Below are 24271 nucleotides of genomic sequence, written 5' to 3' on the forward strand. Positions count from 1 at the left end.
GTAACTTCGCGGATGTGCTGGGGTTCGGGGAACAAGTGATGCGTGGCGTGCGAGCACGGCCGGTGCTCCTGGACAGCACGCTCGCGGTCGTGGTCGGGGTCTTGCTGGTGGCGGGCGCGGCCGTGCGCGGCGGCGAGCTGGGCGACCGGCCGGGCGCGTTCGGCCTGGCGCTGGCCGCCGCCGGAGCCGTCCCGCTCCTGGTGCGCCGCCGTTGCCCGGTCGGCTCGCTGCTGGCCGTTGTCGTCCTGGTGGGCGCCTTCTACCTGTGCGGTTTCCGCGCCACGCTCGGCGAGCCGGGCATCCTCATCGCCGCGTACACGGTGTGGGCGCGTTACCCGGCCCGTCAGGCTTGGCCGCCGACCATGCTCGCGCTGCTCGGGTACGAGGCCACGATGATCGCCGGCGGTGCCTCCCGCCCGCTGCCCGACACGGTGCTCGCGCTGCTGCAAGCCGCCGCGACTGTCCTCATCGGACACTCCGTGTACATCCGCGCGAACCGCCTGCGCGCCACGGCGGAGCGCGCCGAGCGGGCCGAGCGCGAGGTCGAGCTGGAGGCCCGGCAGGCCGTGGTCGAGGAGCGCATCCGGATCGCGCGCGAGCTGCACGACGTGGTGTCGCACCATCTTTCGGTGATTTCCGTGCAGGCGAACCTCGCGCGGTACGTCTTCGAGTCGGCGCCGGACACCGCACGCGGCGCGCTCGACACCATCACCGGCACCACCACCGAGGCCCTCGACGAGCTTCGCCGCCTGCTCAGCGTGCTGCGGCCGCCGCGGCACGAGCCGGGCGAGTACCGTCCGCAACCCGGGCTCGCCGACCTGCCCGCGCTGGTCGGCCGGCTGCGCGACGCGGGCCTCAGCGCGGACCTGTGCATCACGGGCGCGCCGCGGTCGCTGCCGCCCGGCCAGCAGCTCTGCGCGTACCGGGTGGCGCAGGAGGCGCTGACGAACGTCATCAAGCACGCCGGCGACGCGTCGGCCGAGGTCACGCTGGACTACGGCGCCGACGGCCTGCGCCTGCGGGTCGTCGACTCCGGCGGCGGCGCCCCGCCCCGCGCGAACCACGCCGGGCACGGGCTGGTCGGCATGCGGGAGCGCGCACGTATGTACGGTGGCGTGATCGAGATCGGCCCGCGCGAGCCCGCGGGGTTCGGGATCGAGCTGACCCTGCCGTACCCCAACCCCGGCCGGAGCGCGGGAGAGCCGTAGTGACCAGTGTGCTCGTGGTGGACGACCAGGACCTGGTCCGCGCCGGCTTCGCCGCGCTGCTGGGCGCCGTCCCGGGCATCGACGTCGCCGGCGAGGCGAGGGACGGGCTGGAAGCGGTCGAGAAAGCGCTGCAGCTCAAGCCCGACGTGATCCTGATGGACATCCGCCTCCCCGGCCTCGACGGCGTCACAGCCACCGCGCGGATCCTCGCCGCGGCCGGCGCCGAGAAGCCGCGAGTGCTGATCCTGACCGTCTTCGACCTCGACGAGTACGTGTACACGGCGCTGCGCGCTGGAGCGTCCGGCTTCCTGCTGAAGGACAGCCCGCCGGACACGCTGATCGCGGGCATCCACGCGGTCGCGCGCGGCGACATGCTCTTCGGCCCGACCGTCACCCGTCGCCTGGTGGAGGCGTTCACGCGCACGCCACCGGATGGGCCCGGACCTACGCTGTCCTGCTTGACTGAGCGTGAGGCGGAGGTGCTGCGTTTCGTGGGCACTGGCGCGACGAACACGGACATCGCCGCCCAGCTGCGCGTCAGCGAGGCAACCGTGAAGACACACCTCAACCGGCTGATGACGAAGCTCGGCATCTCCAGCCGCGCGCAGGCCGTGGTCGTGGCTTACGAGACCGGACTCGTCCGGCCCCGCCGTCAGGGGTCGTGAGTGTTCATGCCGGTTCTAACCGTCATGAACACTCACGACCCCACCCAGCCCACCGGCAGCTCGTCGATGCCGAACTCCTTACGCAGCACGGCTTTCGCCGCATGCAGTCCCGCCATCCCGTGCACACCCGGGCCCGGCGGTGTCGCGCCGGAACAGAGGTAAACGCCGCCCAGCGGAGTCCGGTAAGTGTTCCAGCGCAGCACCGGCCGCCCGACCACCTGGCGAAGCGTCACCGCCGCCGCGGAAATGTCACCGCCGACGTAATTCGCGTTGTAGGCCTCGAGTTTACTCGCCGGGATCGCCCGCGACGCGAGAATCGTGTCGCCGAAACCGGGTGCGAACCGCTCGATCCGGCGGCGGACGACGTCGGTGGCGTCTAGCGGATCTCCATGCGGCACATGGGTGTACGCCCAGATCGGCTGCTTGTGCGGCAGGCCGCGCGAAGGGTCGGCGACCATCGGCTGGGCGACGAGCACAAACGGCTCGGCCGCGCGGCGCCCGGACGCCACGGCGTTCTCCGCGGCGTGCACCTCGGCGCGCGTGCCTCCGATGTGGATGGTGCCGGCCTTCGCCAGTTCCCTTTCCCGCCAAGGAATCGGCTCCGAAACGAGGAAGTCGACCTTCGCCGCGCCCGGGCCGTAACGCACCTTCTCCAGCGCGCGCCGGTAGCCCGCCGGCGCGTACGCACCCGCGATGTCGAGCAAGCCGCGCGGGGAAACGTCGAGCAGCACCGCGCGCGCGTGGGCAAGCTGGCGAAGATCGGTGACGCGGCTGGTGGTGTGGATGCGGCCGCCGTGCGCGCGCAGGTCCGCGGCGAGTGCCTCGACGAGCACCTGCGTGCCGCCGCGCGGGACGGGCCAGCCGGTGGCGTGCGCGAGGTGCCCGAGCAGCACCGCGGTCCCGCCGCCGACCAGCGACGGCAGCCGTCCGGTCGTGTGCGCCGCGACGCCCGCGAGCAGCGCGGACGCCTCCGGCCCGCGGAACAGGTCCGCCTGCAGCGCCAGCACCCGCGGTGGCAACAGCGCCGCCGGACCGGGCGACGGCAGGTGGCGCAGGTCGTCCAGGAGCAGGCCGGTTACCTCGCGGCTGTGCTCGACGAGCGGGGCCATCAGCCTGCGCCAGCGCGCGCCGTCCGGGCCGAGGCGTTCGCAGGTGCGGTCGAGGTCCGCGTACGCGAGCCCCGTACGGCGCTCGTCCACGGGATGGCCGTACGCGATTTCGGGCTGGCACATCTCGACGCCGTGCGCCGCCAGGTCGAAGCCGCGGAAGAACGGCGAAGCGACGGCCATCGGGTGCACCGCGGAGCAGACGTCGTGCACCACGTCGGCGTCGAACAGCCGCGCCGACCGCGCGCCCCCGCCCAGCTCCGCCGCCGCCTCGTGCACTTCCACGGACAGCCCGGCCCTGGCCAGCAGCACGGCGGCGGCCAGGCCGTTCGGCCCGGACCCGACCACAACGGCATCGGTCACGGCGTAGATCCTAGGGCGGACAGCGCCGACACGCGGCCGCCCCGGACGACGTCCGAACATCTGATCGAATATTGTCGTACCCCGCGCCTACCTTGTACCCCATGCCGGCCGCCCAGGCCCGGCCCAGCAGGAGAGGGGGATCATGCCCGACCACGACACGCAGCTGGAGCGCATCCGCAAGCTGCTCGCCAAGGCGGAGGACCCGGCCGTCACCGAGGCCGAAGCCGAGCTGTACAACACCAAGGCCGCCGAGCTGATCGCCCGGTACGGGATCGACAACGCGATGCTCGCCGCCGCGGGCCGCAGCGCCGACGACCTCACCGTGCTCAAGATCCCGATCGACAACCCGTACAGCCGCGACAAGGCGAGCCTGCTCACGAACGTCGCGTACCCGTTGCGCTGCCGCACGCTGCTGCACCGGGAAGGCCAAAGCGTCGTCGCCGTCACCGTGTTCGGGTTCCGCTCCGACCTGTCCCGGGTCGAGCTGCTGTTCACCAGCCTGCTGCTGCAGGCGAGCACCCAGCTGACCCGCGTCCGCCCGGACGGCCGCGTGTTCCGCGAATCGCTGGCCGCCTACCGCCGCACCTGGCTGCACGGCTTCGCCCGCGCCGTCCACGAACGCCTGATCCACGCCGAGGAGAACGCAGCCCGCGACCACCAGCCGTCCGACCCCGGCCAACGCTCGGCGGAACTGGTGATCCGCGACCGCACGGCCGTCGTCCAAAGCGCCTTCGACCAGGAATACGGCGGCCTGCGCTCAGCCGCCCCCCGCCGCCTCACCGGCTCCGGCTACCGCGACGGCCACCAGGCCGGCACCCGCGCCAACCTCGACCCCGCCGCCCTCGGCCGGAGGAGGCAGGCATTGCCGGTGCGCTGAGGAGTTCCCTGCCCTCCCACGGATAACGGTCAGGGCCGGGCCGCGGCCGGGGTATCCTGCCGGGGTGTGCTTCCCCCGGCAGGAACTCGTGACGCCGATCTTCGGCGACCACTCCTTCCGGTGTGACTTCTACGGCTGACGGTGGCCGACGCGCCCTCCCGTTCACCCGCCAGCCCGTGGAAAAGGAATCCCGTCATGCCCGACTCCGTCCTGCCCGAAAACCCTGCCCTGCCCGAAAACCCTGCCCTGCCTGGAAACGCTGCCCTGCCCCAACAGCCGGCCCAGCCCCGGAATCCCGCCACCGCCTGGGCGCTGAAGCACATGCCCCTCACCGCCCAGGCGGTCGGCGAGCTGGCCCCGGTGCTCGCCGGGAAGCGGCTGGCCATGTGCCTGCACGTCGAGCCGAAGACCGCCGCGCTGGTGACGCTGCTGGTGCGCGCGGGCGTCGAGGTCAGTCTCACCGGTTCGCCGGGCACGACGCACGACGACGTCGCCGACTCTCTGCGGGAGCTGGGCGTCACCGTCTTCACCCGGCGCGCGGACGGCGAGGCGGACCATCGGCGCAACGTCGAGCGGGTGCTCGAATGCGAGCCGGACCTCACGCTGGACAACGGCGGCGACCTGACGCTGTCGCTGCTCGAATCGGGTGCTCCGGCCGGTTATCTCGGTGGCACCGAGGAGACGACCACCGGCGGAATCCGCCTGCGAGAGGCGGCCGAGCACGCGTCGCCGGTGGTCGTGATCAACGATTCGCGGCTGAAGCTGCTGGTGGAGAACGAGTTCGGCGTCGGTCAGAGTGTGGTGCAGGGATTCCTCAACGCCACCAACCTGATGGTGCCCGGGCTGCGCGCCGCCGTGCTCGGCTACGGCCCGTGTGGCAAGGGCGTCGCCGACACGTTGAGCCGGCTCGGGGCGCGGGTTTCGGTCTGCGACACCGACCCGATGCGCGCGCTGGAGGCGATCCTGAACGGGCACCGCGTCGGCACCGCCGCCGAGATCGTGTCCGACGCGCGGCTCGTCTTCACCGCCACCGGCCACGCGAACGTGCTCGGCGCCGAGGAGCTGGCCACCCTGCCCGACGGCGCCGTGCTGGCCGGCGTCGGCCACTTCGCGTGGGAGATCGACCGCGCGGCGCTTGCCGCCCGCACCGTCCGCACGGTCGAGTACGGCGCCCCGTCCCGCCGCACCGGCTACGTCCTCGACGACGGCCGCGAGCTGGTGCTGCTCGACGAGGGCCGGATGCTCAACCTGACAGCCGCCAACGGCAACTCGATCCAGGCCATGGACCTAGGCCTGACCCTCCAGGCCCGCTGCCTGGCCGCCGTCGCCGCGGGTGGCCTGGCACCCACCGTCCAATCCGTCCCGGCCCCGGTCGAGCACCGCATCGCCACCGACCTGGTGGCGCTGCTGAAATAGCCGGCCTCAGCCCTGTTCCACCCCCGGCGGCAAAAACCCGTGCGCCGACAGGTCGAACCAGTTCCCCTCCGGATCGATCGCCCGGTACTCCGCGAACGGCCGATCCCCGCCCCGCAGCACCGGGCGCGGGAGCCCCTCGCCGCTCAGCCGCTCGGCGATCGGCGCCACTTCCGCGACCTGGAAGCCGAAGTGGTTGAAGCCCGTGGGCACGTCGCCGTCCAGTTGCTGCTGGATCAGGGCCAGGTTCAGGTACCCGTCGGTGACGAAGTGGCTGCCGTCGGGGTCGGTGTGGAACAGGTCCATGCCGAACTGCGCGCAGTAGAACTCGGCCATCTGCTTGGCGTCCTGGACGACAAACGCGAGGTGGCGCAAGCGGGGCCGGGTCATCAGGAGGTTCCCTTCGGGATCATGTTGTGGAAGGCGGTGATCGACGCCGAACCGTTGAGCCGCACCACGGCTTGGGCGTGGGTGGTGGCGCCCATGGGGGCGATGGTGGACGTCGCGTGCACCAGGGAAAGCCCGGCGGCGAGCGGGCGGATCAGGCCGACCGTCGCGCGTAACGTCGTGTCGCGGTAGGCCGTCGCGAAGAGGCGCGAGTGGCCTGCTTCGACGGCGGCTCGGCCGGAAAGCTCTTCGCCTCGCACCGTCACGAAGTCGACGTCTTCGGCGAAGACGGAGGCGAACAGCGAAGCGTCGCCCTCCGCCCAGCCGAGCGTCATCGTCCGCCACAGGTCTCGGATCTGCTCGTCGCTCACGCGATCTCCTTCCCGGCCGGGGTGTGCACGCGCAGCGGCAGCGGCGAGCAATCGCCGTCCCACGCGGCGAGCGTGTAGTAGAAGCCGCCGTGCCGGCGCTCCAGGTAACAGACGACGTTCAGCGGCCAGCCCGTGCTGCGGAAGACGTAGGAGTCCATCGGCGTCGGACGCTCGCTCAGCGGCCGCCCGCGCTCGCACTCCGGGCCGAGCCGGTGCCAGTCCGGGTGCAGGTGGATCGAGCCGAGCACGTCGAGTCCGCGCGCGTCCGCCTCGCGCGTGATGCGCAACAGGTCCGCCGGCGCCAGCCACCAGGCGCGCACCTCGTTCTCGTACGCCGAGCCGAATCGCGGGACGATCGTGTCCGCGAATTCGGCGCGAGCGGCGGGGTCGGTGCCGCGGACGTTGCGGCCGAACGCGATGTCCGTGACCAGCAGCTCGTCTTCGGCGAGGACACCGAGCAGTACCCCGAAACAGGGTCTGGGCTCTTCCGGGGTGATGAACGCGTATTCGACGGCCGCGGCGTCGAGGAACTGCCGCAGGACGTCGTCGGAGAACAGCACCGGAAGTGCGGTCTTCCCGATCAGCGGTACGGGCGCGGTGGACGTCACGCCGGGAACGTATCCGCGCCCCGGCCGGCGATCCATGATCGTCACTCCGAACGGCCCTATTGCATTCGGCGATAATGTGCCGTCATGCGCCTGGAGATCCGGCATCTCGAACTGGTTCTGGCGATCGCCGAAGCGGGCAGCCTCCGCCGGGCCGCCGCACGCCTGCACCTGACCCAGCCGGCGGTGACCACGCAGCTCAAACGCATCGAGCAGCTGCTCGGCGGCCCGCTGTTCGTGCGCTCCGCCGAGGGCGTGCTCCCCACGCACACGGGCACCGAGCTGGTCCGCGACGCGCAGAACCTGTTACGCCATTTCGATTCCCTGCAACGCTCGGCGCGGCTCAACGCGCAGCACGAGGCGGGCGCGCCGGTCAAGGTCGGCGGCATTCCGGCGCAGCAGTTCAGCCTGCTGGTCAACACGCTCACCGCCACGCTGCCGCGGCGCGAGGTGACCAGCCGGACGATCCGCGAGACCGGCTCGTTGACCGCCCTGCTGGGCTCGGGCGAGCTGGACGTGGCCGTGCTGCGGCAGTTCCCGGGTTTCCCGGTGCCGCCCCCACCGGGCGTCGAGCATCGGCTGCTGCTGCGCGAGCCGTTTTTCATCGGCGTTTCCGAGCACCACGATTTGGCGCCACGCGGGGAAATCGCGCTCGCGGAGCTGGCCGGCGAGAAATGGGTGATGCCGGACCCGGACGACAGCGGGATGAACGAGTACTTCGCCCGCACCTGCGCGGCCGCCGGTTTCGACCAGCGCATCACGCACCTGACCAACGAGGCGCACGTGGCGTTCTCGCTCACCGCCGAGGGCCGCGGGATCTGCCTGCTCTATCCGATCGGCACCGCGCGCACCGGCCTCGCGACGCTCTCGCTCACCGGCACGCCGCTGTACCGCGAGCTGCTGCTCGCCTGGCGCGCGGACTCGCCGGTGGCCTCGCTGGTGGACGAGCTGTGTGCCAAGATCGAGGCGGGGTACCTCGCGCTGGTGGAGGACTCGGCGTTCTACCGGAACTGGTGGCACCACGAGGGGTCCTCGTTCGCCCTGCCGTGAAACCGAAGGAGTGCCCGTGCCGATCCGCGGTATGAACCACGCCGTCCTCTGGGTCCGGGACGCGGCCCGCAGCACGGACTTCTACGTCGGCGTGCTCGGTTTCCGGGTGGTGCACAGCTCCCCGAAGTCGGCTTTCCTGCGGGCCCCGGAGTCGGCGAACGACCACGACCTCGGCCTGTTCCAGATCGGCGACGCCGCCGACAGCCGCGCGGGCCACGGCGAGGTCGGCCTGTACCACCTGGCCTGGGAGGTCCCCACCCTCGGCGACCTGCGCGCGTACGCCAAGGCTCTCACCGCCGCCGGCGCCCTGGTCGGCTCCACCGACCACGGCACCACGAAGGCCCTCTACGCCAAGGACCCGGACGGCCTCGAGTTCGAGGTCTGCTGGCTCGTCCCGCACGACCTGATCACCCCCGAGGCCCGGGCCCACAACGGCCCCCTCGACCTGGACGCCGACATCACCGCATACGGCGAGCAGACCCTGGGCGCCTGCGCCCGCTCGGGGCTGCCCGACTGAAGCTCACCCTCCACATCGGACACAAGGCGTCAGACGGCGTGCAGGGCTTCCCGCGGAAACCCGACCCCTGTCAGCTTTTCCGAGACCTCCCACAACCGACGGGCCACCTCGGCGTCCTGCGCCCGCTTCGAGCGGCCGACCAGTTCCGGCGCGCCGCGTCCCTCCAGGAAGCCCCGCGGACCGGCGTAACTGTTGCCCGGGATATCCGCGACGGCCGCGTACAGCGTCGGCAGGGCGCCGGCTTCTTCGCTTTGTGAGACGAGGCTGACCAGCGTCTTCTGCACGAAGTGGCTCACGCGTCCCCGGTCCCCGGGCCGCAGCAGGTTGGTGGCGGCCGCGCCGGGGTGCGCGGCGGTCGCGATCACCGTCGAGCCGGCTTCGGTGAGCCGTCGCTGGAGTTCCGAGGTGAACAGCAGGTTGGCCAGCTTGGACTGGGCGTACGCCGTCATCGCCCGGTAGGACCGCTTGTCCCAGTTCAGGTCGTCGAAGTCGATCGCGCCGAGCTTGTGCCCGTTGGACGAGACCGTGACGACGCGTCCGGTGATCTGCGGCAGGAGCAGGTTCGTCAGCGCGAAGTGCCCGAGGTGGTTGGTCCCGAACTGCAATTCGAAGCCGTCGGCCGTGCGGGAGAACGGCGGGATCATCACCCCCGCGTTGTTGATCAGCAGGTCGATGGGGTCGGTGAAGCGCTCGGCGAACGCGCGGATCGAGGACTGGTCGGCGAGGTCGAGCCGCGCGACCTCGACCTGACCGGTCATCGTCGCGGCGGCCTCGCGGCCCTTGTCGGGATTTCGCACGGCCAGCACCACGCGGGCGCCCTTGGCCGCCAGCTCACGCGCCGCCACGCGGCCGATCCCGCTGTTCGCGCCCGTGACGACGACGGTGCGGCCGGTCATCGAAGGAAGGTCCGAAACACTGAATGTAGTCACAAGCAACAAAGTAGGCGGTGTCAACTATGTTGTCAACGGAAACATGTTCGGCTATCGTGTGACCGTGCCCCCACCGATCGACGACCGGCCCTATCACCACGGCAATCTCCGGACCGCGCTGCTCGACGCGGCCGAGCGCGGCCTGCGGGAGAGCGGCGCGGACCAGCTGTCGCTGCGTGACCTGGCCCGGGAGATCGGCGTCAGCCACGCCGCGCCGCGCCGGCATTTCCCCGACCGTCAGGCGCTGCTCGACGCGCTCGCCGTGGCCGGGTTCGAGCGGCTGGACACCACGCTGCGCACCGCGCTGGCCAGCGCGGGCGAAGACTTCCCCGCGCGCGTGCGAACCACGATGACGGCCTACACCCGCTTCGCCACCGAGAACGCCGCACTCCTCGAGCTGATGTACACCAGCAAGCACCGGCCGGGGGCGACGCAGATCGTCGAAGCGGCCGAAGCACCGTTCAGGTTGATGGGCGAGCTGATCCTTCAGGGGCAGGAGGAGGGCGCGCTCCAGACGTGCGCCCCTGAGCAGATCGGGATCGTGCTGTTCGCGACGCTCCAGGGCATCGCGTCGATCATCAACGGCGGCTTCGTCAATCCGGAACTGCTGGACGGCCTCGTGGAAACCGCGGTCGAGCAATTCCTCCGCGGCGCCCGTCCGCCCGCGACGGAACCGCAGTCCGGCGCCGATTCAGGCTGAGCACCCTTCGGATGCCCGGCCACCGTCACGTCGATGGCGAGTCAGGCGAGGAGCTTCTCCGTCGCTTCCCACAGTTCGCGTCGGACGGTCTCGCTGCGGCCGGGTTCGGGGCAGAGTAAGGGTTTGGCGTCCTTGACCGAGAAGTAGCCACCCGTGCGGGTGGCGAAGGCCGGGTCGGTCGCAAGCCGCACGATGATGGAGGCCCCGCGGGCGGGATCGCCGACGCGCAAGCCACGCAGGGTCTTTTCCAGCAGCCCGGCGAACGGCAGCTCGCGCCCGAGACCGGTCGTGTTGAAGCCGGGGTCGCAGCAGTTCGCCGTCACGCCCGTTCCGGCGAGTCGTCGTGCGAGTTCCTGGCTGAACATGATGTCCATCAGCTTGGTGCGGCCGTAGTGAGTGGCGGATTCGCGACGGGTGTAGTCGCCGGTGAACGTGAGATCGCGCGCCGGGTCGATGCTGCCGGCGTGTCGTGCCGCTTCGGACGCGACTGTGACGACTCGCGCCGGGGCCGAGGCGATGAGCAGGTCGCGTAACGCAGTGGTCAGGCCCCAGGGGGCAAGGTAGTTCACCGCGGTCATCTCAGCGAGACCGTCCTGGGTGATGCGCTGGCTGAAGGCGTGCACGCCGACGTTGTTGATCAACACGCCGATCCGGTCGTAGCGCGTCTCGATGGCCCTGCCTATGCGGCGAACTTCGTCCAATGAGGACAGGTCGGCAACGAAGGCATCGACGATGGTGCCCGGTGCGGTCTGCTCGACCTCGGCGCGCAGACTGTCGATCTTGGCGGAGCTGCGCGCGACGATCCCCAGGCTCAAACCGCGGCGAGCGAGTTCGAGCGCGACGAGCCTGCCGAGGCCGTGTGTCGCGCCGGTGATGACGGCTGTGGTCATGACGCTCCTATATCGTGAGGCACCTCAACTGTACGCCAATGCTGAGGTACTTCACAAAGACAGGGGTGATCATGGGCACGAGCCGCCGCGCCGATGAGGTCGGCTTGCACTACCTGACGACGTCCGCCCAGGTGCGCCGGGCGGTGGACGAACACCTGGCCAGGAGCGGGTTGTCGCTGTCCCGGACGAAGATCCTGCAGGTGCTCGCCCGGCGTGGTCCGGTCAAACAGGCGCAGCTGGCGGCGGAGCTGGGGCTGGCCGCGCGTTCGATCACCCAGGCCGTCGAGGGCATGGAACGGGACGGCCTGGTGCGCCGGTCGCCGGATGCCGGAGACCGGCGCGCCAAGGTGGTGACCGCGACAGAGGAGGGCACTCGTGCGCTGGCCGCCGGCGAGTCCGCCGGCGGCGAGATCCTGCGGCGGATCTTCCACCGCCTGGGTCGGGACCGGTTGGCGGACCTGGCGGAGACCCTCGCCCTGATCGACGTCACCACTGCACAGGCGACGCGGCTCAAGTGAGTCCTGCACGTCGCCGATGCCTGACTCCGGCGGTGCCCTTATCCGGCGCCCATCGCTTCCCGGGGCTCGACGGTGGTGCGCACCGGCCGCACGAGGTCGGTCAGCCCGATCAGGAAAGCCAGTCCCACCAACGCCGCCGGACTGATCAGGCCGACAGCCACCGCGGCGTGATAGTCCCCGTGTGTGCTCGCCAGCGTGCCGAAGAACAGCGCGCCGGCGATCGCGGTGCCCAGCGCCGTGCCGATGCGCACGCCGGTTTCGTAAACGCCCGCGGCGACTCCGGCCGTGCCGCGGGTGATGTCGACGAGGGTGAGCGTCTGGTTCGCGGAGATGACCAGCCCGCAGCCCGCGCCCGCGATCAGCAGCGGAACGGCGAGGGCCAGCGGAGCGCTCGCCACGGTCGAGACGTGCGCGACCAGCGCCGTCACGATCAGTCCGGCCGTGGCGATCCCGGTGCCCAGCACCACCAGCGGACGGCCGAACCGGTGCACCAGGCGCCCGCTGAGCACGGCCGTGCCCGCCGACGAGATCGTGAAGATCAGCGTGGTCAACGCCGCGTGCAGCGGCGAGTACTTCAGGCCCTGCTGCAGGAACAGGGTGAGGATCAGGAAGATGCTGGTGAAACCGGTGTAGAAGGCGGTGGCGATCCCGGTGCCGACCGCGTAGCTGCGGATGCGCAGCACTTTCAGGTGCACCAGCGGCCGGGCCTCCCGCGCGGCGAGGCGGCGTTGCCAGAGCACGAACAGCATGAGGAACACCGCGCCCACGGCGAACAGCCAGAACCGCGGATGTGCGTCCGGCCCGGTCTCCTGCAACAGCGGCAGCATGACCGCGAGCAGGCCCAGCGCCAGCAGCACAACGCCGGTGAAGTCGAGCCGGTGAGCGGGGCCGCGCCGGTCGGCCGGCAGCACCCTGAAGCCGACGGCCAGCGCGACGAGCAGGATGGGAATCGAGAGCCAGAAGATCCACCGCCAGCCCGTCGCCGGGCCGAAGGCCTGCAGGATCACCCCGCCGAGCAGCGGGCCGAGCGCGGTGGACAGCCCGGTCGTCGCGCCGTAGTAGCCGAACGCCCGGCCACGCGTCTGCTTCGGGTACATCTGTTGCAGCAACGCGATTACCTGCGGCGCGAGGATGCCCGCCGAGACGCCGCGCAGCAGCCGTCCGACGATCAGGACCACGGCGTTCGGCGCCACCGCGCAGATCACCCCGGTCACCGCGAACAGCGCGAGCCCGATCAGGAACAGGGTGCGGCGGCCGTGTTCGTCGCCGAGCCGCCCGGCCGGGATCAGGGTGAGGCCGAACGCCAGCGCGTAACCGGCGAGGACCCAGGTGACCTCGGCCGGGCTCAGGCTCAGGGAGCGCTCCATCGAAGGCAGCGCGATGGTGACGACGCTGACGTCGAACAGCGTCATGAAGCTGGCCACCAGGCAGATCACCAGGGCGAGCCGGCGCCGGGCCGGGGATTCGGGACGGTCGTCGGCCGGGTTCTCCTTCATGGGACACCAACGTTTCTCGCGTCGAATGCGGCAGTGGATTCGTGGCGGGAGCTTCAGCCGGCGTCGGCGACCAGACCGGCCTTCTCCACCCCGGCGACGGCGGCGGTCTCGTCGTTCTCCGGGCGATCGCCGCTCACCCCGACCGCGCCCAGCAGGGTGCCCTCGGCGTCGCGGATCAGCAGGCCGCCGCGTGAGGACGCGATGCGGCCTTCCGAAATCGCGGCCAGTGCGGCGAAAAACGCCGGGTCGCGGGTGGCGTGCCGGGCTCCGGCCGCGCCGCCGTGCCCGGTGCCGAGGCAGCCCCACGCCTTCGCGTGCGCGATCTGCGGGCGCAGGATGCCGGCGCCGTCCTCGCGCTTGACCACGATGGGGTGACCGCCGGGGTCGAGCACGGTGACGGTCAACGGGCGCAGGCCGAGCTCACGCGCCTTGTTCAGGGCCGAGTCGACGATCTCCGAGGCTTGGTTCAAGGACAGCATGATTGCCTTTCTTTTTCTTATGGGGCACGGAAATGGTGTTCGACGCGTCGCCCGGCCGCAGCGCGCGGGCGGACAGCAGACCGAGCAGGTTGAACGCGGCGGCCACGAAAAAGGCCAGGTGATAGGCCGAAGCCGCGGTGTGGTCACCGTCCGGCGCACCGGCCAGCACGAGCACGGTGGTGGCCACGGCGACTCCGAGCGCGCCGCCGAGCCGTCGGCCGACGTTGAACAAAGTGGACGCCCGGCCGGAGTCGGCGGCCGAGATGTCGGCGAACGCAACCGCCTGGCCGGCCACGAAAACCTGCCCGACCGCCAGTCCCATCCCGAACAGCACGAGCCGTAGCGCCCAGAGGTTCGTGCCGGTGCCGAGCAGTCCGAGCACCGCGATGAACAGGCTGGTCCCGGCGATCCCGGCCATCAGGTGCCGGCGCGGCCCGAGCCGGCGGTACAGCCAGCGGCTGCCGAGCTGGGAGCCCGCGATCACGCCGAGCGCTTCCGGGAACGTGCTCAGGCCGGACTCGAGCGCGGACATCCCGCGACCGTCCTGAAAGTACAGTGAGATCGTGTAGAGCGTGCCGAGGAACGTCACGGACTCGATCGCCATGATGGCGGTGGCGTTGCCGAACAGCCGGTGCAGCAGCAGCCGGACGTCCACGAGCGGCGCGTTCCGGCGAAGCTCCAGCACGACCAAGACGACCAGCAGTACCGCCCCGGCGGCCACGGAGGCGAGCACTCCGGGCGAGGCCCAGCCGTCGCGAGGTCCGACCGAAACGCCGTACATCACCAGCCCGAGCCCGGCCGCGGCGAGCAGGAACCCGGCGGTGTCGAACTCACCGGGCCGATGCTGATCGTCCCGCCGCAGGAACACCGCCCCGAACACCAGCGCGGCGACGCCGATCGGCACGTTCACCGAGAACACCGCCCGCCAGGACTGCTCGGTGACGAGCAACCCGCCGAGCACCGGCCCCACGGCCGGCGCGACTCCCGTCGCCAGCGTGATGAGGGCGGACACCCGAACCCGTTGCCGCGGCGGGTAAGCCCGCATGAGCATGGCCATCCCGACCGAGGTGAGCAGCCCGCCGCCCACGCCTTGCATCACCCGGAACAGAACGAGTTGCCCGAGGCTGGACGCGGTGCCGCACAATGCGGAGGCGATGGTGAACACCGTGATCGCGGTCAGCAGCGTGCGCTTGCCACCGAACCGATCCCCCAGCCAGCCGGACGCGGGGACGAACACTGCCAGGCTGACCAGGTAGGCGATGGACACCGAGTCAACCGCGGTGGACGGGACTGCGAAGCTCCGGCCGATGGTCGGGAGCGCCACGTTGACGATCGTGGAGTCCATAGTGGACAAGAACATGACGGCGACGTAGACCACGGCCACCGCGGCGGGCGCGCTGACGGTTTCGCGGATCCTTCGGGCGGGTCTGGTCATGGGTCACCTCCGAGCTCGTCGGTGGGCGGCGGGTTTCGGGTCGGACTGTGGACTGCTGGGTGGGCGGTGGGTTTCGAGCCAGGCTGTGGACTGTTCGGTGGGCGGTAGGTGGGCCGCGGGCTGTGGCTTTTCAGGTCAAGCTGTGCTCGGCCCGATCCGAGCCAGTCCACGAACAAACGAGTTCCGGATCAAGCCCCGGCCCGCTCGACCCGGCCCTGCCCGGCCGACGAACGGCAAGTCCCAGGCCAAGCCCTGGCCCGCGCGGCGGGATTCAGGTCAAGCCGCGGCCTGCGCGGCCCGATCCCAAGCTGATCCACGGCTGGTGAGTTCCAGATCAGGCTGCCGCCCGCACCTCCCGATCCGTTCCGCGAACGGCGGGTTCAGGTCGGCAGTCGCCCGCTCGAACCGATCCCAAGCCGATCCACCGACGGCAAGTTCCAGATCGAGCCGCGGCCCGATCCCGAACTACTTGGCGGGCAGCGGGTCCCGGATCAAGCTGTGACCTGATCGGCTCGATCCCGAGCCGATCGGCGGGTTTCGGGTCAAACCGCAACCCGCTCGGCCACATCCCGAACCGATCCACGAACGGCGGGTTCGGGTTCCGGATCACGCCGCGGTCTGCTCGGCGGCCCGATGCCGAGCCAGTCGGCCGGTTTCGGGTCAAGCTGTAGCTCATGCGGCCCGATCCCGAACGGTCCACGGGTGGCGCGGTCCAGGTCAAGCCGTCGCCCGCACCGCCCGATCCCAGACTGGTCCGCGGGTAGCGCGGTCCAGGTCAAGCCGTCGCCCGCACCACCCGATCCCGAACTGGTCCATGGGTAGCGAGTTCAGGTCAACCCGCGGTCGGCTCGCCGGCCTGATTCCGAGCGGGTCCGTGAGTGGCGGGCACCAGATCAAGCCGGGGCTTTCTCCGCGGCATCTCGGGCCGCTCGTTTGCGCGGGGTCTCGAACTCGATGCCGCCGTCGCTGGTGACGATGTCGAACTGGTCGGAGGGGATGGCGGGCATCTGGACCGGCGGGAGGCCCACGACGAAAAGCACCATCTCCTCAGTAGCGTCGACCTCCAACGTCTCGCCCGCCTCGACCTGCAGAGCAGCCAGCTTGCCGATCGACGTTCCGTCCACAGTGGCCGCTCCGGACAGCGCGACCATCAGCCGCCGCCCCTCACTGACGGTCGAGGTCCAGCGGGCGCCGGAACCGACCTTGACGTGCTCGATCCAGAAGGCGCGCTCGGTGAACGAGCCGAAGAACTTCCGCTCGACGCCCGGCGCTCCGGCCACCGGCAGCCAATTGAAGTGGATCGGGTTCATGATGAGCACGCTCTGGTAACGCGGGCGCGGGAACTTCATCTCACGGCGTTCACGACGCGGCGCCTCACCGTCGCGCTGCGCGGCCGGGCCGCGGCCTCGCGCGGCGGCCATGCCCAAGCCGGCCGCTCCGCCGAACTGCAACACCAGCTGCAACTGCTTCGGGTTGCCGAGTGGGTCGTCCTGCGGCCCGTACGTCTGACCCTCCGGGAAATACCCGATCTCCCCTTCGTGCAGGATGCCCTGCTCACCCAGGTTCATGTCACCGACCAACGGCAGCCGGATCTGCTCGAACGTATGCCGGTGCCGCGGCATGCGGAAGTCGCCTTCCTGCCGACCCAGGATGTAGCGGAAGTTCTCCAGCTTCTCCGGCTCGCCGCCCATCAACAGGTAGTTGAAGGACACCGTGCCCCTCGGGTGGTCCATGTGGTAGCCGTCTTCGTCATAAGGCGCGATCTTCATCTCGGTCCTCCTCCGTGGATGTCCTCTTAACCACGCTACCTACTTGGTAGGTTGAGAGCAAGCGCCATAGCTCAAGCAACACTGGCGAGCCGACGCGCAAACTCGACACTGGGTACCAAGTAGGTAGGATCAGCAGGAGAACTGCCGAGGAGAGCAACATGTCGCAGCCGCCAGCACGCCTGTACCGTGGCCGGGTCGCCGATCAGATCGTGGACGACCTGCGGGCCCAGATTCTCAGCGGCGCGCTGCCGGACGGCGCGCGGCTGCCGTCGGAGCGGGAGCTGGCGGCGCAGTACGACGTCAGCGCGCCAACTGTCCGCGAAGCCGTCCGGGTACTGACCGCGATGGGCCTGCTCAGCACCCGCAACGGCAGCCGGACCACCGTCACCGCGAGCGGGGACACCCTGCTGGCAATGTCCATCGCGAGTGTCGTCCAGTTCGAGAAGGCGACCGCGCCCGACGTGTTCGGCCTGCTGGGCGCGCTGAACGCCTACGCCGTCGAGCAAGCCGTCGAACGAGCGTCCGATGAGGACATTGCCGGGTTGCGGGCCGCCGCCGAGGAAGCGGCGAAGGTCGCCGACGCGGAGACCTCCGCCGCCGCATTGCTGAACTTCTTCGTGACCCTCTCCGCGATCTCGCACAACCCGCTGCTCGCCGCGCTGTGCCGGTTCATCACCCAGATGCAGATCGGCCTCGCCCTCGAGCTGTCGAAGGAATCCGCCGAGGAATGGGGCCGCGTCCCCCGCTCGCTGAGCAAGTCCCGGATGGACATCGTGGACGCCCTCGAGCGACGCGACGGCCCGGCCGCCGTCCAGCTCGTCCGCGAGTACCACTACAAGACGGTCAAACGAGTCCAGACCTCCCCGGGCGCGAAACGCCTCCGCGACACCGACCCCGGACTCGCCGGCCTGCTGTCCACCTGGCTCGGCACCCACGTGGGCCTGGGCGGCAACACAGACCTGCGCAACCGGCCATAACCCACGGCAGACGGGCGACCCCACAACCAGAGCCACCCATCCGCCGATCACTAGCAACCGAGAACCATCACTCGTAACCGACGACCTGAAGTCCTTGCGAACGAGACCTCCCCCGGCACGAAACACCCCGGGACACCGATTTCGGACTCGCCGGCCCACTGGCTCGGCACCCACGTTGGCCTGGGCGGCAGCGCGGACTTGCGCAACCGACCCTGACCCACAACGGGCGGGTGACCCCACAGCCAGGGCCACCCGCCCGCCAATCACACGCAACCGAGAACCATCACTCGTAGCCAACGACCTTGAAGTCCTTGCTGACGAACACGTGGTGCGGCCAGTTGATGCTGATGTTGTGGACCTCGTACTCACCGTCACTCAGCTGCACAACCCGGTCCACGATCCCGCCGGGGACCACGGCCTGCGCAGCCGTCGTGGCCTTGTCCGCCACCGTCCCGCTGACGATCGTCCCCTCCCCTTCGGTGTAATCCGGGATCTGGCCGACCGACTGCACCGGCGAGGGCACGCCCTGCTGGAAGGCGATCACCCCGGCCTTCTGGGCGGCCGCGGCACCGCCGTCACCGAAGGGCTGCACGGTGACCTGCGAAGCCGTGATCGTCGCGCTGTTGACGAGCCCCAGCACAAGCACGCTTTCACCCGTCCGCAGGACGTTCGCCGGGGCCGGCAGTGGCCCCAGCCGGTACGTCGTCGCGGAGTCCTCATTGACGGTCACCTCCACCCCCGTCGCCGTCGCGAGCGTGAAGCTCGACGCCGACTTGGAGTCGACAATCCCGGTCGTTCCCCCATCTGACGGCGGAGCCGCCGGCCCACCACCGACCGGCGTGGACGCGGCGGGCTGCGAAAGCTCGGCCGCCGAGGCGGTGCCGGCACCGGCGAGCCCGACCATCGCCACGGTCAGCCCCGCGGCCGCGACCCACGTACCCCGTTTCGCCCACCGCGACCGCCGCGCATGCGGCCCGCGTGCCCGATCAGGGCTGGCCAGCGGCGACGACGGGCGGCCGGCGGGTTCGTAGTCGTTCATCACAGCGTTCCTCTCCTAGGCCTGTTACCTGGTTGCCTACCTACCAAGTAGGTGACCATCCAGAGAGTGCTCACCGTTCATGTGAGCTGCTTATGGCCGACCTGTGCTGAAGCTGTACGCGTGTGCTCATTCCGTCATGCGGTACTTCGAACTGGTGCAGGACGGAATCCTCCTGGACTTCCAGGAGATGGGCCGTGACCTGCCGTCACACCCCACGTTGTTCGCGAAGTTCGGCGACATCTGATCGGGGCGCACGACGACATCGCGCTGGCCCCGGAGTCTGCCGCCGTCGATTGGGAGGCCGAGCTCGCCGTCGTGATCGGTCGGCCGGACCGTATCCGCGCGGGAGGTCTTCTGGATGCGGGCGCGTGAGGTCTGGGTGCACTCGACCGATCTCGGCGTGCCGTTTTCCCGGCTGCCCGCGGACTTCGTCCTCGCTCTGGTGGTGGAGGCGGCCGGGAAACACGCCTCCGGTGGGAAGGCGACGGAACTGGCGGCGTGGCTCACCGGGCGCTCGCCGACACCACCGTCGCTGGGCGCCTGGTTGTGAACGTGCAGGTCAGCGCACGGCGTGCCGCGAGCGGCTCATCACGGCGAGGCCGACGGTGGCGATCACCCCGTAGAGGGCCGGGACCAGGAACACGTGCGGCAGCCCGAGCAGGTTCACGCCGAGGCCGCCGGTCAGCCCGCCCAGCGCGCTGGCGATGGCGGTCGAACTCATGAAGATCGCCGAGGCGGTCGCGACGGCTTGGGGCAGCAACCGTTGGGCGACAATGATTCCCAGCGCGGCGAACACACCCCACACCCCGCCCATGAGGATCTGCCCGGCGAACATGCCGACGGCGTTGGCCGTGAGGGCGAAGCAGAGATTGGCGCCGACGCCGAACGCGGCTCCGAGGACCATCAGCCGCATCAGGCCGATCCGGCGGGCGACGACCATGGCCACCGGCATCAGGATCAGCTCGATCAGGGGCTGGATGCCGATCACCGCGCCGCTGACCGCGGTCGGCAGGTGCAGGTCGTCGTGCAGGTAGATCGGGAGATAGCCGTACTTGATCGGCTCTCCGGCGTAGATCAGCACGTACAACCCGGTGAAAACGAGCAGGGGCAGCATGATCCGCAGCCCCGGCGCGCGTTCGAGCTTGGCTTCGGGCTCAGCTGTGGGCTCGAAAGCAGGCTTCGGGCGTTCGCGTTTGAAGCCCATCGGGAAGATCTGCGCCAGGGTGCACGCGCCGGTGGCCACCAGCATCACCCGCGGGCTGGTGGCGGTGGCCAGCAGGGAGCCGGCGACCGGGCCGACGATCCAGCCGGCCGTCAGCGCCATCCGCACGATCGAGACAACGCCGTCGCCGACCGGGCTTGCCGTGGCCTGCAGATCGTCGTGGACCGCGGCGAACAGCTGCGAGCCGGCGGCCCCGGCGAAGCCCAGCACGAGGGCGCTGACCACAAACGGCATCCACAGCTGGCCGGACGCCGCCATCGCGCACCAGCCGAGGAATCCGGCCAGCGCGCACAGCCGGAAGAGCCCGAGCCGTTTCCCGGTCCGGTCCGAGCGGGCGCCGACGAGGTAACCGGCGATCGGGGCGGTGACGTTCGTGAGGTAGTACAGGCCGGCCGTGGACAGCGAGGCGTGCAGATCGTCGACGAGGAACAGCGCGATCTGCGGGGCCGCGGCGGAGACACCCAGCCCGGAAAGGAACAACGCAACGGTCGCACCCCGGTAGAGCGGCGAATTCCACACCGCGCGCACCGCGGACGGTGGCGCGGCGACGGCGAGTTCTTGTGACAAGACAGGCCTCTCGGAGGTCAAGACTCGTGAGTGTCTATGCCGGTTCTAACCGTCATAAACACTCACGAGTAGTTGAACAGCAGCGTGGCGGCGGCTTCCCATTCGCGGACGAGGTCGACGGTCCCGGGCGAGCGGAGCCAGTGGAGCTGGAGGCCGTCCATCATCGCCATGATCTGGCGGGCCAGGAGCGCCGGCTGATCCGTGACGCCCTTGGCCATGGCGGTGAACGCGGCGAGCGCCTGGCTCTGCCGTTTCGCGAAGTACTCGTGGGTGGGGTGGCTCGGTGCCAGCGACTCGGCCTCGAGCACGAGGAACAGCCGCACGATCTCCGGCTGCTGCGCGTTCCGTCGCATCGTCGCCAGGCAGAGCTGGCGCAGGTCGACGCCGTCCGGGCCGCCCTCGGACCACTCGTCCGGCATCTCGTTCTCGCTGACGCCCAGCTCCACTCGCAACGAACGGGCGTCTTCGACGTCCCGATGCGCCAGCACCGCGGTGAGCAGCCCGGCCTTGGAACCGACGTGGCGGAGCACGCCGGGCACGGTGAGCCCGCACCGGTCGGCCACGTCCTGCATGGACAGACCCCAGAAGCCGCGTTCGGCGATCAGCGAGGAGGTGATTTCCAGGATCTGGTGCCGTCGCTCGGCCGCGGGCAGGCGCTGCTGATCCCGCCGGTAGGAGGGGGCCCGCTCGGCCATGACGCTGGAGACCTTCCGTTCGTGGCGGCCTTGTGCCGCCGGGGATGAACCGGACCCGTCCGGCCGGGTTCGGCCGGACGGGTCAGTCGGATCAGGGGTAAACGCCCGAGAGCCGATCGACGATGTTCGGCCGCTGCCAGCTCACCGAGTTCCGGTTGAGCAGCCCGAATTGGTCGTCGCCGACACCGGTGGAACCGTTGTCCCACACCACGACCTTCTGCCCGTACGTCTTGGCGTAGGACGCGATGTGCGACTCGTAATTGGCCACCTCGTTGGAATTGTCGCCGCCGTTGTACGGCTTGACGGTGGCGCCGAACTCGGTCCAGATCACGTGGATGCCCTTGCCGGTGAACAGCTGGTTCGCATGGTTGACGTCACCGTCGGGCAGGTAGTTCATCGAGCCGTCCCAGGTCAGGTAGTTCGGCGCGGTCGCCGAACAGAAGGCCCACGGGTTGTAGGTGTGGATCGAAACCCCGACGTGACTGTCGTTGGGCACCGTGAGATGGTCCGCCCCGGTCCCGGCGTTGGCGCCGTATGGCACGACGAGCAGCCAGCGGGAAGAGTTGTTGCCGCCGGCCGCGCGGACGTCGTTGACGAAGTCCTGGTTCAGCGTGTTGATCGCGCCCCAGTTGTCGGAAGTGCCGCCGCCGTAACGGTTTCCGCCGTTGGCGTCCTGCGGCTCGTTCATCGCCTCGAACAGCAGGTGGTCGCCCTCGCCGTTGAAGTAGCCCGCGACCTGCCGCCAGATCGCGTTGAACTCGGGCTCGACCTGAGGGAGCCGCGAGGCGCTGGGGATGAGCCAGTTGTCCCCGCCGCCGTCGTGGTGGATGTTGACGTCCACGTACATCCCGTCGGCGATCGCCCAGTCGACGACCTGCTTGAGCCGGGCCAGGAACGCGGGATCGATGGTGTAGCCCGGCGCACCGGCGGTGAGGTGCGGGTACCAGGTGACCGGGATGCGCAGGAAGTTGAACTTGCCCGCCACCTGGTCGATCATCGCCTTGGTGGTCGCCGGATTGCCCCAGCAGGTCTCGCACGGGGTGGCGTCGAAGGAATTGCCGAGGTTCCAGCCCGCTTTGAGCTGGCTCCAGATGTCGTCGCTGCTGGAGCGGGGTGTGCTCGTTGCCGCGGTGGCGGGCGCCGTCGTCGCAGTCGCGGTGCCGAGTCCCAGCCAGGCCGAGGACACGGTCAGGACGGCGGCCGCGGTGGCGGCCAGCGTCGTCCGCCAGGCCCGCCTCGATCGCCTCCGGGTCAAACCCGGTTTTCCGGTGGGGACCATCGGTTTTCCTCCTTGCTCGCAGGGACGTCGCTGTCTTGCAGGGGAGGGTCATTCCGTTGGCGGCCGGGCATGACTCGGGGCCGGCGCACGCGCCGGGTCATTAGTTAGTAGCTACTAACACCTTACTACGGCAAGGTCGCCGAGCCTAGAGTCCAGCTCGTTCTTGGTCAGCTGTCGCGCTGCGGCGAGGTCAGCGCCGCGATGTACTCGGTGAGGAATCGGCCGGCCTGCTCGATGTGGGCGGCGTCGAGGTGGGCCAGGGAGCCGCCGATCACCTCGTCGACGGCGGCCGTCGCCTGGCCGAGCACCTTTTTCCCCTGCCGGGTCAGATGGTTCTCCACGATCCGGCCCCGGGCGCTGCTGCGTTCGACGAGCTGCTGGTCCTGCAGGCGCTGCAGCAGCCCGCCCACGGTTTGCGGAGTGTGGAACGAAGTGCGTCCCAGCTCGGACGCCGAGGCGCCGGGCGTGCGGCCGATCTCGCGCAGGACCCGCCACAACCCGAGGCTCAAGCCCAGCGGACGCAGCGCGTCGTCGATGCGCAGGCCCAGCAAGTGCTGCGCCTGCTTGAGATTGAGGCCGAACTCCACCGCGGATGAGTACGTCACGGGGAGCACCATAGCAACCGCCTTCCATATGCCAGGCGTCTTCAATCGGCGCTCGACTGCCCTCAGGCGTCCTTGCCGATGCGCGCGGGGAGGTTGGGGAACAGGCGCCGGGCGTTGAGGTGCCCCATCCTGGTCCGGTCACTGTCGCTGATGGCAGCGTGGTCGAACCAGCCGGACGCCTCGCGCATGGATTCGTACGGGTAGTCGCTGGAGTAGAGCACCCGGTCGACGCCCATTTCGGCGAGGGTCGCGTTGAGCGTCTGGGTGTGGAAGTTGCCGCTGGTGGTGAGGTAGAAGTTGTGGTGCAGGTAGTGGCTCAGCGGCTTCTCGAACTTGATCAGCTCGCCCATCGCCTCGGCGCGGTGGCTGATGCGCCACATGGTGAACGGCAACGTCTCGCCCAGGTGGCCGAGGATGATCGTCAGGTTGGGGAATCGGTCGAACAGGCCGCTGGTCATCAGCCGCAGCGCGTGGGTGGCCGTTTCCACCGTGAACATCCAGACCGCGCCCATCAGGACCGGGTGCCCGTCGTAGATGCCGGTGTTGGCGGGCAAGGGATTGCGCGGGTGCAGGTAGACCGGGACGTCGAGTTCCGCGACCCGTTCCCAGAACGGCAGGAAGCGCTCGTGGTCGTAGTACCAGCCGGCGTCGCCGTTGTCGGTGAACCCGTTGACCATCGCGCCGTGGAACCCGAGCCGGCGCACGCAGCGTTCGAACTCGGCCGCGGCCTCCTTCGGGTCCTGCAACGGCAGGGTCGCGAACCCGCCGTAACGGGTCGGGTTGGCGGCCACGACCTCGGCGAGCGTGTCGTTGGCTTGCCGGGCCAGGGTGATGGCGCGCGGCGTGTCGGTCACGGCCTGGACGCCGGGCGCGGTCAGCGACAGCAGCGAGAAGTCGATGCCGGCGGCGTCCATTTCGGAGAGCCGCAGGGTGCTCAGATCAAGCAGGCGGCGGTTGATGTCCGCCATCAGCTCGGCGTTGACGTACTGGGGGTGTTCCCCGTTGAACTCGGGAAGGTTGAAGTGCTCCTCGATCGCGATCTTGCCCATGCGTCGCTCCTCGGTTGGTATTGCAGCCACCTTCAATATAGAAGTCACCTGCAATACCCG

Annotated in this window: 26 protein-coding genes and 1 pseudogene; 11 read left to right on the forward strand and 16 right to left on the reverse strand. The window is 69.9% G+C overall.

What is annotated here, in order from left to right:
* The first annotated feature begins 38 nt into the window (after window positions 1–38).
* Together OG371_RS09410 and OG371_RS09415 are read left to right on the forward strand one after the other, a co-directional pair.
* Entirely contained in the window at window positions 39–1208 is a 1170-nt protein-coding gene (locus OG371_RS09410; protein ID WP_329067618.1) for a sensor histidine kinase, read from the forward strand.
* On the forward strand, window positions 1208–1873 hold the full coding sequence (locus tag OG371_RS09415; protein WP_329067620.1) for a response regulator transcription factor: 666 nt from the start codon (window positions 1208–1210) through the stop codon (window positions 1871–1873). Before OG371_RS09410 ends, OG371_RS09415 begins: the two co-directional genes overlap by 1 nt.
* Before the next feature lie 32 nt (window positions 1874–1905).
* Here the strand turns inward: OG371_RS09415 and OG371_RS09420 are convergent, their stop codons facing one another.
* The gene (locus tag OG371_RS09420; protein WP_329067622.1) at window positions 1906–3342 is read right to left on the reverse strand and encodes a phytoene desaturase family protein; all 1437 of its coding nucleotides are present in this window, start codon (window positions 3340–3342) and stop codon (window positions 1906–1908) included.
* 142 nt (window positions 3343–3484) lie between these two features.
* Here OG371_RS09420 and OG371_RS09425 point away from each other — a divergent pair, with 142 nt between their 5' ends.
* Window positions 3485–4219, forward strand: a complete 735-nt coding sequence (locus OG371_RS09425; protein WP_329067624.1) for a DUF2786 domain-containing protein — start codon at window positions 3485–3487, stop codon at window positions 4217–4219.
* Window positions 4220–4414: 195 nt separating this feature from the next.
* Entirely contained in the window at window positions 4415–5635 is a 1221-nt protein-coding gene (locus tag OG371_RS09430) for an adenosylhomocysteinase (protein WP_329067627.1), read from the forward strand.
* Window positions 5636–5641: 6 nt separating this feature from the next.
* Here OG371_RS09430 and OG371_RS09435 read toward each other — a convergent pair whose 3' ends face one another.
* The 3 genes from OG371_RS09435 to OG371_RS09445 are packed head-to-tail and all read right to left on the reverse strand — an operon-like array spanning window position 5642 to window position 6998.
* Complete coding sequence (locus OG371_RS09435; protein WP_329067629.1) at window positions 5642–6022, reverse strand: VOC family protein; 381 nt, start codon at window positions 6020–6022, stop codon at window positions 5642–5644.
* The gene (locus tag OG371_RS09440) at window positions 6022–6390 is read right to left on the reverse strand and encodes an SgcJ/EcaC family oxidoreductase (RefSeq protein WP_329067631.1); all 369 of its coding nucleotides are present in this window, start codon (window positions 6388–6390) and stop codon (window positions 6022–6024) included. Before OG371_RS09440 ends, OG371_RS09435 begins: the two co-directional genes overlap by 1 nt.
* Window positions 6387–6998: a hypothetical protein gene (locus OG371_RS09445; RefSeq protein WP_329067633.1), complete on the reverse strand. Its 612-nt coding sequence runs from the start codon at window positions 6996–6998 to the stop codon at window positions 6387–6389. The genes OG371_RS09440 and OG371_RS09445 overlap by 4 nt, the downstream gene beginning before the upstream one ends.
* A gap of 84 nt (window positions 6999–7082) precedes the next feature.
* Here OG371_RS09445 and OG371_RS09450 point away from each other — a divergent pair, with 84 nt between their 5' ends.
* Together OG371_RS09450 and OG371_RS09455 are read left to right on the forward strand one after the other, a co-directional pair.
* The gene (locus OG371_RS09450; RefSeq protein WP_329067635.1) at window positions 7083–8045 is read left to right on the forward strand and encodes a LysR family transcriptional regulator; all 963 of its coding nucleotides are present in this window, start codon (window positions 7083–7085) and stop codon (window positions 8043–8045) included.
* A gap of 16 nt (window positions 8046–8061) precedes the next feature.
* Window positions 8062–8562 (forward strand): VOC family protein, encoded by a 501-nt coding sequence (locus OG371_RS09455; RefSeq protein WP_329067637.1) that lies wholly within the window; start codon window positions 8062–8064, stop codon window positions 8560–8562.
* Window positions 8563–8591: 29 nt separating this feature from the next.
* Here the strand turns inward: OG371_RS09455 and OG371_RS09460 are convergent, their stop codons facing one another.
* The gene (locus OG371_RS09460; protein ID WP_329067639.1) at window positions 8592–9458 is read right to left on the reverse strand and encodes an oxidoreductase; all 867 of its coding nucleotides are present in this window, start codon (window positions 9456–9458) and stop codon (window positions 8592–8594) included.
* On the opposite strand from OG371_RS09460, the gene OG371_RS09465 reads away from it, so the two are divergent.
* On the forward strand, window positions 9433–10191 hold the full coding sequence (locus tag OG371_RS09465; RefSeq protein ID WP_329067641.1) for a TetR/AcrR family transcriptional regulator: 759 nt from the start codon (window positions 9433–9435) through the stop codon (window positions 10189–10191). The genes OG371_RS09460 and OG371_RS09465 overlap by 26 nt on opposite strands.
* 41 nt (window positions 10192–10232) lie before the next feature.
* On the opposite strand, the gene OG371_RS09470 is transcribed toward OG371_RS09465, so the two are convergent.
* A complete protein-coding gene (locus tag OG371_RS09470; RefSeq protein ID WP_329067642.1) occupies window positions 10233–11081 on the reverse strand; it encodes an SDR family NAD(P)-dependent oxidoreductase in 849 nt (282 codons plus the stop codon).
* A 71-nt stretch (window positions 11082–11152) separates the two neighbouring features.
* Here OG371_RS09470 and OG371_RS09475 point away from each other — a divergent pair, with 71 nt between their 5' ends.
* Window positions 11153–11599 carry a MarR family winged helix-turn-helix transcriptional regulator gene (locus tag OG371_RS09475; protein WP_329067644.1) on the forward strand — a complete coding sequence of 149 codons (447 nt, stop codon included), beginning with the start codon at window positions 11153–11155 and terminating at the stop codon, window positions 11597–11599.
* A gap of 38 nt (window positions 11600–11637) precedes the next feature.
* Here the strand turns inward: OG371_RS09475 and OG371_RS09480 are convergent, their stop codons facing one another.
* From OG371_RS09480 to OG371_RS09495, 4 genes are all read right to left on the reverse strand, one after another.
* Window positions 11638–13095: an MFS transporter gene (locus OG371_RS09480; RefSeq protein ID WP_329067646.1), complete on the reverse strand. Its 1458-nt coding sequence runs from the start codon at window positions 13093–13095 to the stop codon at window positions 11638–11640.
* 53 nt (window positions 13096–13148) lie between these two features.
* Window positions 13149–13574: a GlcG/HbpS family heme-binding protein gene (locus OG371_RS09485; protein WP_329067648.1), complete on the reverse strand. Its 426-nt coding sequence runs from the start codon at window positions 13572–13574 to the stop codon at window positions 13149–13151.
* Complete coding sequence (locus OG371_RS09490) at window positions 13516–15009, reverse strand: MDR family MFS transporter (protein ID WP_329067650.1); 1494 nt, start codon at window positions 15007–15009, stop codon at window positions 13516–13518. Before OG371_RS09490 ends, OG371_RS09485 begins: the two co-directional genes overlap by 59 nt.
* An 893-nt stretch (window positions 15010–15902) precedes the next feature.
* A complete protein-coding gene (locus tag OG371_RS09495; RefSeq protein WP_329067652.1) occupies window positions 15903–16778 on the reverse strand; it encodes a hypothetical protein in 876 nt (291 codons plus the stop codon).
* A 158-nt stretch (window positions 16779–16936) separates the two neighbouring features.
* Here OG371_RS09495 and OG371_RS09500 point away from each other — a divergent pair, with 158 nt between their 5' ends.
* Window positions 16937–17755 (forward strand): FadR/GntR family transcriptional regulator, encoded by an 819-nt coding sequence (locus tag OG371_RS09500; RefSeq protein ID WP_329067654.1) that lies wholly within the window; start codon window positions 16937–16939, stop codon window positions 17753–17755.
* A gap of 283 nt (window positions 17756–18038) precedes the next feature.
* On the opposite strand, the gene OG371_RS09505 is transcribed toward OG371_RS09500, so the two are convergent.
* Window positions 18039–18794, reverse strand: coding sequence for a hypothetical protein (locus OG371_RS09505; protein WP_329067656.1), 756 nt, complete (start codon window positions 18792–18794; stop codon window positions 18039–18041).
* A 184-nt stretch (window positions 18795–18978) separates the two neighbouring features.
* On the opposite strand from OG371_RS09505, the pseudogene OG371_RS09510 reads away from it, so the two are divergent.
* Together OG371_RS09510 and OG371_RS09515 are read left to right on the forward strand one after the other, a co-directional pair.
* Window positions 18979–19142: pseudogene (locus OG371_RS09510) on the forward strand (fumarylacetoacetate hydrolase family protein); the annotation flags it as partial.
* A gap of 10 nt (window positions 19143–19152) precedes the next feature.
* On the forward strand, window positions 19153–19344 hold the full coding sequence (locus tag OG371_RS09515; protein WP_329067658.1) for a hypothetical protein: 192 nt from the start codon (window positions 19153–19155) through the stop codon (window positions 19342–19344).
* Between the two features lie 9 nt (window positions 19345–19353).
* Here OG371_RS09515 and OG371_RS09520 read toward each other — a convergent pair whose 3' ends face one another.
* The 5 genes from OG371_RS09520 to OG371_RS09540 all read right to left on the reverse strand — a co-directional run bounded on the left by OG371_RS09520 (window position 19354) and on the right by OG371_RS09540 (window position 24211).
* Complete coding sequence (locus OG371_RS09520; RefSeq protein ID WP_329067660.1) at window positions 19354–20583, reverse strand: MFS transporter; 1230 nt, start codon at window positions 20581–20583, stop codon at window positions 19354–19356.
* 62 nt (window positions 20584–20645) lie between these two features.
* Window positions 20646–21278, reverse strand: a complete 633-nt coding sequence (locus OG371_RS09525; RefSeq protein ID WP_329067662.1) for a TetR/AcrR family transcriptional regulator — start codon at window positions 21276–21278, stop codon at window positions 20646–20648.
* A 91-nt stretch (window positions 21279–21369) separates the two neighbouring features.
* On the reverse strand, window positions 21370–22557 hold the full coding sequence (locus OG371_RS09530; protein ID WP_329067664.1) for a glycoside hydrolase family 5 protein: 1188 nt from the start codon (window positions 22555–22557) through the stop codon (window positions 21370–21372).
* 167 nt (window positions 22558–22724) lie between these two features.
* The gene (locus OG371_RS09535) at window positions 22725–23162 is read right to left on the reverse strand and encodes a MarR family winged helix-turn-helix transcriptional regulator (protein WP_329067666.1); all 438 of its coding nucleotides are present in this window, start codon (window positions 23160–23162) and stop codon (window positions 22725–22727) included.
* Between the two features lie 62 nt (window positions 23163–23224).
* The gene (locus tag OG371_RS09540) at window positions 23225–24211 is read right to left on the reverse strand and encodes an amidohydrolase family protein (RefSeq protein ID WP_329067667.1); all 987 of its coding nucleotides are present in this window, start codon (window positions 24209–24211) and stop codon (window positions 23225–23227) included.
* Window positions 24212–24271: the final 60 nt, after the last annotated feature.

The sequence above is a fragment of the Amycolatopsis sp. NBC_01480 genome, from assembly GCF_036227205.1.
GTDB lineage: Bacteria > Actinomycetota > Actinomycetes > Mycobacteriales > Pseudonocardiaceae > Amycolatopsis.